The following is a 6,406-nucleotide window of genomic DNA, read 5'->3' on the forward strand; positions in this document are numbered from 1 at the left end:
CGATTCCCGATTCCCGCCGTATAATCCCCCGTAGGACCTATGCCGACGCCGTCGCTTACCTCGAATCGCTCGTGGACTTCGAGCGCCTGGGCTTCCGGCGCCACTTCGCTGACACCGTCAGCCTCGACAGCATCCGCGCGCTGCTCGACCTGCTCGGCAATCCTCAGCATGGCCTGGCGTGCGTCCACATCGCCGGTACCAAGGGCAAGGGCTCGACGGCCGCCATCCTCGAGAGCATCCTGACGGCGGCGGGGCCGCGCGTGGGGCTGTTCAGCTCCCCTCACCTCGTGTCCTTCCGCGAGCGCATCCGCATCGCCGGGGAGATGGTGAGCGAGGCGGACATCGCCTGGGCTGTCGAGCAGGTCCAGCCGGCCATCGAGCACCTGCGCGCCGAGGGCCAGCTCAACCCCTCGACGTTCTTTGAGGCCTACACCGCCATGGCGTATCTGCTCTTCCGGCGCGACGGGGTGGACCTGGCGATCATGGAGACGGGGCTGGGGGGGCGGCTCGACGCGACCAACACCTGCGAACCGACTGCGTGTGCCATCACGACCCTGGGGCTGGACCACACGGACATCCTGGGCGATACCATCGAGCAGATCGCCCGGGAGAAGGCGGGCATCATCAAGCCGGGTGTGCCAGTCGTGACCGCCCCCCAGGAGCCGGCGGCCATGGCCGTCTTGCAGGAGGTCGCGCAGGCCGTCGGAGCGCGGCTCTCCAGAGCCGCAACCGTCCCGGTCGGGCTCGAACTCTCCCTCTTCGGCGACCACCAGCGGATCAACCTCAGCGTGGCCCTCGGCCTCGTCAACATCCTCCGCGAGCAAGGTTACACGATCTCCGACGAAGCCGTCCGGACAGGGTGTCGCTCCGTGCGGTGGCCGGGGCGGCTGCAGATCGTGGGGGAGCGCCCGTGGGTGGTGCTGGACGTGGCGCACAATGAGGCGTCGGCCCGGGCGCTGGCGGCGTCCCTGCCGCAGATGGTCCGCTACGACCGCCTGGTCGCCGTCATCGGCCTGTCGGCGGAGAAGGATGCGGCGGCGTTCTGCCGCACGCTGGCGCCGCTGGTGGACGTGGCAATCCTGACGCAGGCGCAGATCAGCCGGGCGCTGCCGGTTGCGGAGCTGGCGGCGGCGTCGGAGGGGATGTGGCGGGAGAGTGCCGTCGCGGCGGACGTGCCGACGGCGCTACGCCTCGCCCGTGAGCAGGCTGCCGAGGGTGACTGCCTCCTCGTGACGGGGTCGTTCTACGTGGTGGGGGAGGCGATGTCGCTGCTCCGCTGTGCCCCTTCAGTCCCTCGCCAGCAGTAGCACCACCCCGTTGTTCCCCGGCACCGTCACATCCACCCAGCTCGGCTGCGGGGTCGCGTCACCGTGCAGTACCTGCGCGACCGACCATCCCTCCGCCGGCTTGAGGCTGTCCTGAATCGTGTCCGGGGAGTAGTTGACGACCACGACGATCAGTCGTCCATCATCCAGCGGGTGCTCGGTCACGCCCAGCATGGGGTGCTGCTTGCGCACGACGCGCCGGGCCATCACGTCCTGCGCCACATAGCGATATACGCGCCAGTACGCCGGGGCGTCGGCATGGTGCAGCACGCCCGGGGTGCCGGTGACCATCATCTCCAGCGGGATGCCGAGGAAGTACACATGCCCCCGGCCGTAGTCGGCCACCGCGAAGGCCGGGTTGCCGTCGGCCTCGACGCCCAGCACTTCCGCGCGCGTCGGCTTGAGCCGCACCTTGAACTCGCCGCCGCTGGGAATCTGTGGCGTGTTGCCGAGCATCTTGAGTGTGATCGGCCCGCAGTCCGTGCGCTTCTCGCGGCTCTGCGGCTCCAGACCCGTGATGGCCTCGAAGCTGCTGGGCAGGCCGGTGTCGAGGGACATGTACAGCGTGGCGCCCTGCGCGACGCGCTCCAGCAACTCGGCCATCCGTCGTCGGGAGATCATGGCATGACCGCTCAGGCACGGGAGCAGATACAGGTCAGCCTCACGGAGCGGCTGGGTGCAGTACTGGAACTCCAGGTCGAACCCGGCCTGCTTGGCGAGGATGAAGGCGCTGTAGGCCACACCCCAGTGGTCCTGCCCCTCGGTGAGGAGGCAGACAGCCTGGTGAGTGCGGACGGGAAGGGCGCCGTTCTGTAGGGCGGGGGCTTGTACCCCGCCTGCCGTGGTCGGTGTCCCCGTCCGGGGCGGGGTACAAGCCCCCGCCCTACAGAGCGGCAGGCGCGACAGCATCTCCCGGAACGCCCCCATCGTCTCCAGCACCGGCTTCGCGCTCTTGTCCACCCGCAGCAGCCCCAGCTCGCGCTCGACGGCATGCCAGTCGTATGGCGCGTGGGACAGCTCAGTCTGCTCGTGGGCGCACCACCAGACCAGGCCGTGGCAGTCATTGGCCCACAGCGAGAACAGGCATGAGCGGATGAACTGCGCGGCGATCTGCTCGCTGGCGATGACCGGCCCGAGCGTCCCGATCTCCTGGCACAGGCACGGCTTGCCCCCGAGGTCAGCATAGAACCGGCTCTCGGCGGTGCTGTGCAGGATGGTGCGGATGGTGTTGACCGGGTCCTGGTTGCAGTGCGGTGTGAAGACGGGATAGGGGTGGGTGGTCAGCACGTCGCAGTGCTCGGCCTGGTCGAAGACGTTCCAGGTGCTCTCGGGGCCCAGGCCGTGCATGCCCGAGACAACCGGGTGGGTCGCGTCCTCGGCCCGGATGGCGTTGACGATCTGCGCCGTCCAGGCATAGGCCTCGTCGCGGTTGGCCTGGCCCATGCAGTTGCACTCATTGCCCAGGTCCCAGGCCCCCACGGCGGGATGGTCGCGGAACGTGCGCACGAAGTGCCGCACGAAGCGCACCTCCCAGCGCAGGGCGAAGGGGTCGGTGAGGACATTGCGCCCTTCGAGGGCCGGAGGGACGTGCAGGCGGCCGCTCATCCAGCCCGTCAGCAGGCCGATGTCGAAGGCGAGGCCATGCTTGTGCGCCAGGTCGAGGAACACGCGGAAGCGGTCCATCATCTCCTGTGACACGCCGGCCCGGCCGCAGTCGTCGTCGGGCAGCGGCGCTTCGCCGAAGCGCACCTCGACCGGATGTCCACCGCCCCCGCGCAGCAGATGGATGGGCTGGAAGTCCGGCCACAGCGGAAACACGCGGAGCATCTGCAGGCCGGCTTCGCTCAGCCGTCGCAGGTCATCGGCGACGACCTCGGGCCGCCAGTCGCGCCACATGGCCGTGCCGGCATGGGAAGCCCAGTAGTTGGCGCCCAGGACAAAGGCGCCGGGAGTGGTGAGATCAGTGGGGGTCATGGGACACGACCTTCCGCAAGGGTCATAGCAGTTGCCGGAACTCATCCGCGGTGAGGCCAGCCTGGCGGAGGATGTTGGCGATGGTGCCCACAGGCAGCACCTGGTTGGTCAGGGGCACGACAGCGTTGCGGCGTGTAGCGAGGTGGGTGTAGTACCCGTGGTCGCCCTGGGCGCGCACCAGAGTGAAGCCGCTTCGTTCCAGAGCCCGCGCCACTTTCCTCCCCGAGACGCGCGGCAGCCTAGGCATGGGCGGGGAGCGCCTCGGGGAGGTCAACGGCCAGTCGGTAGATGCGCAGATCGGCTGTGTACTCGTCGCGGGGCACGATGACGGGCTCGGTCTCCTCGGTTGGCTCGCCCCGTTCGCGCCGTACTTCCACGGTCAACTGGATCGCGTCGGAGGCCATGCGCCGCGCCTCATCCAGGTTCTGACCGTAGCTGACGATCTCGGGCAGGGCCGGCACAAGGACCGTATACCCCCCTTCCGGCTCCTCGCGCAGGACAACCGTGTACGTGGACGGCATGACGGGCCTCCTCACCGGTTCATTGTACCTCCCGCTGCCGGCTCTGGGCAAGGCCGGCGCGTTGCCTGCTGTGCTGCCTCCAGTTCGGCCGGCGGGGGCGTCGGTGGCATCGCCTTGGCTGACACGCGGAGCGCGTCGCCCTCAACAGCCACGGCGATCAGTTGCATCTCGTTGCGCTCCAGAATGGCGTTGACGGACTCCTCGATGGCGCCGGCCACGCCCATGTGGAAGTCCGACGGCAGGGGGATGGGCCCGGCGCTGACGCGGACGACCTTGAGGTGCAGCCGCCCCCGCACGGCCTCCGGCGCCAGGCCGACACGCACCCGCGTCGCGATGAACAGCAGGCTCTTGCGGGCGCTGACCTCGAAGATGCCCTCGGTGAGCGCCACGCGCGGCTCCTCAAAGCCCGCAGGGATGTTCAGCCCCGCGGGCCGGGTCTTGAGGTACGCGTTCATGTTGGCCTCGGTGACCTCAAAGGTCATCGTGGGGCGCAGCGCCCGCAGCATCGCGCCATAGTCGAGCTCCGTCTCGTCAGCGTCCTTGCCCCAGGCCACCGTCCCCACGGCCAGCAGGGCCAGCAGCACAGGCACACACGGCAGCAGCACACTTCGCATCATCTCAGTCGTCACCGCTCCACGTCCGTAGTCTCCAGGATGGTCGTCGAGTTCGCGGGCAGAGTCAGCTCCAGCGACTGGCCCTGCCCCAGGCTCTGGCCGCTCACTGCGTCACACGCGGCGACCGGCCTGGGGAAGCTCAGCCGCCGCGCGCCACCCGCTTTGGTGTGGATGGACACGAACCGCGAGTCGGCCCGCACGATGTCAGCCCCATCGGCATCGAAGCGATGCACACCGGCCTCGTCCAGGACCGCCGCCAGCACCTCACGCGGCAGGTAGGGCACGGGACAGTATAGCACAAGCGAGGTCCCCACCCCGCGCCGGACCAGCAGCCCCTCGGGCCTCCCCTCGACATGCCCCAGCACGGTGGCGTTCGGCCCGGCGACGGGCGCCACCAGCGGCCCGAAGGTCCCCTCGCCGAAGCGGCGCAGGGGCGTCGTGACGACCCGCCCGGTCAGCGTGCACAGGCCGCGCAGGTCCAGCGTGACCGCGCCCGCCCCACCCAGGCCGTCCAGGACGAACTTCATCCCCTTGAGCGGGAAGGCCGGCTTCGCGGGCCGTACCTTGGCCCACGGGGCGTTGGTGAAGGCCGCGAAGGGGTAGCGCAACTGCCGCCATTCGCCTCTGCCCAGGCTTTCGGCAGGGCTGACGAACTCCGCCATGTCGGCATCCTTGATGACGACCCGCAAGCCGAGCTGGGGCAGGCCGCTGGTGGCCCGGACATCCAGACCCAGGCCGTCAGCAGCCGCGATCTCGCCCGCCCAGTGCAGATCGCTCCAGGCGTCTACCGTCTGGAAGGTCCAGGTCAGCCCCTGGGCGGCGGGGCGGAAGTCGAACTGCGCGTAGTGGTCGTCCATGTAGACCTTCGAGCGGGGGTTGGACCAGTTGGCCGCCACGTCGAAGCCCGACACGGGTGCCGTGCCCGTGGTCTCGATGGCGCTCTGCTCCTCGGCCGGCAGGTCGCGGGTCAGGCGGTCCTCGGTGGCCGTCACGGCCATCCGCCCGGAGGCGTGCAGCGCCGTCTGCGCGACCTGGAAGCCGGTCGCCTGCTGCACGCGCTGCAGCGACAGGCCATCCGGCCCGGTATAGCCCGGCGCCCACAGGAACACCATGGCGTGCTTGCCGGACTCGCGCAGCCTCTGCACCAACGCCGCCTGCTCGTTGCTCATGGCGGTGGTGTTCAGGAAGACGAGCACCCTATAGCGCGACAGGTCCGCCTGGGCCAACTGCGGCAGCAGGATCTCGTCGAACGGCGCGCCGGTGCGGTACAGCTCGGTTGTGGTGTCCATGATGAGCTTGTAGGCTGTCAGCATGCCCTCGCCATCGGCCAGGTAGTAGGCGCTGTCCAGATCGCATACGAGGGCGACTTCGGCGGCGGACCGGCGCGGGACTGCCAGGACGCGCTCAGCCGTGCCGTAGAGGCTCTTGATCGTGCTCATGATCTCCGGGTGGTCGAACCACCCGCCGACGCTATCGGGCCCGAAGTCCACGTACCAGTAGCCGGTGTGCTCGACCAGGGCTGTGGAGAACTCGCGGCGCAGGGCGGCCAGGGACTCGGTCAGGTTGGCCACGCGCCCATGCTCCTCGCGCGGGTGCAGGTGGGTGCGCGTGTCGGCCTCGATGATGTGGGCTTTGCCGGCGAGGTTGAAGACATTGACCAGGCTGCGCAGACGGCCATCCTCGCCCATCAGGCGGTTGCCGTAGTCATAGGGGGCGACGAAGTAGTCGAGGTAGGGGGACTTGAGCAGGCGCAGGAGGTCGAGGTGGCCGCCCTGGCTCTGGGGGAGCACGCCCATGAAGTAGCCGTAGTAGACGCCGTAGAGGGCGCGGCCGCCGGTGGCCTGCTTGGCGAGCCGGCCGAAGTACTCGATGGCGGCATCCCACTCACCGGTCAAATCGGGCACGACCTCCCCGGTTTCCAGGGTGATTGTCTTCAGCGTCCCCGGTTCGGGCGATTGCGCATCGGCGAGCC

At 69.2% G+C, this 6,406-nt stretch carries 6 protein-coding genes; 1 reads left to right on the forward strand and 5 read right to left on the reverse strand.

The annotated features are described in order from the left end of the window. Positions 1–1,307 (forward strand): bifunctional folylpolyglutamate synthase/dihydrofolate synthase (locus tag LLH23_07855; GenBank protein ID MCE5238393.1); only part of this gene is annotated, 1,307 nt, incomplete at its 5' end. Here the strand turns inward: LLH23_07855 and LLH23_07860 are convergent. From LLH23_07860 to LLH23_07880, 5 genes are all read right to left on the reverse strand, one after another. Further along, a complete protein-coding gene (locus LLH23_07860; GenBank protein MCE5238394.1) occupies positions 1,287–3,299 on the reverse strand; it encodes a beta-mannanase in 2,013 nt (670 codons plus the stop codon). The two genes, LLH23_07855 and LLH23_07860, sit on opposite strands and share 21 nt — an antisense overlap. 22 nt (positions 3,300–3,321) lie before the next feature. After that, positions 3,322–3,546 carry a type II toxin-antitoxin system HicA family toxin gene (locus tag LLH23_07865; GenBank protein ID MCE5238395.1) on the reverse strand — a complete coding sequence of 75 codons (225 nt, stop codon included), beginning with the start codon at positions 3,544–3,546 and terminating at the stop codon, positions 3,322–3,324. Next, positions 3,539–3,820, reverse strand: a complete 282-nt coding sequence (locus LLH23_07870) for a type II toxin-antitoxin system HicB family antitoxin (GenBank protein MCE5238396.1) — start codon at positions 3,818–3,820, stop codon at positions 3,539–3,541. Before LLH23_07870 ends, LLH23_07865 begins: the two co-directional genes overlap by 8 nt. 11 nt (positions 3,821–3,831) lie before the next feature. Then, on the reverse strand, positions 3,832–4,437 hold the full coding sequence (locus tag LLH23_07875) for a DUF2993 domain-containing protein (protein ID MCE5238397.1): 606 nt from the start codon (positions 4,435–4,437) through the stop codon (positions 3,832–3,834). 8 nt (positions 4,438–4,445) lie between these two features. Continuing rightward, positions 4,446–6,406, reverse strand: a 1,961-nt coding sequence (locus LLH23_07880; protein ID MCE5238398.1) for a hypothetical protein, incomplete at its 5' end; no start/stop codon positions are given.

It is taken from the genome of bacterium, from assembly GCA_021372615.1.
GTDB lineage: Bacteria > Armatimonadota > Zipacnadia > Zipacnadales > UBA11051 > JAJFUB01.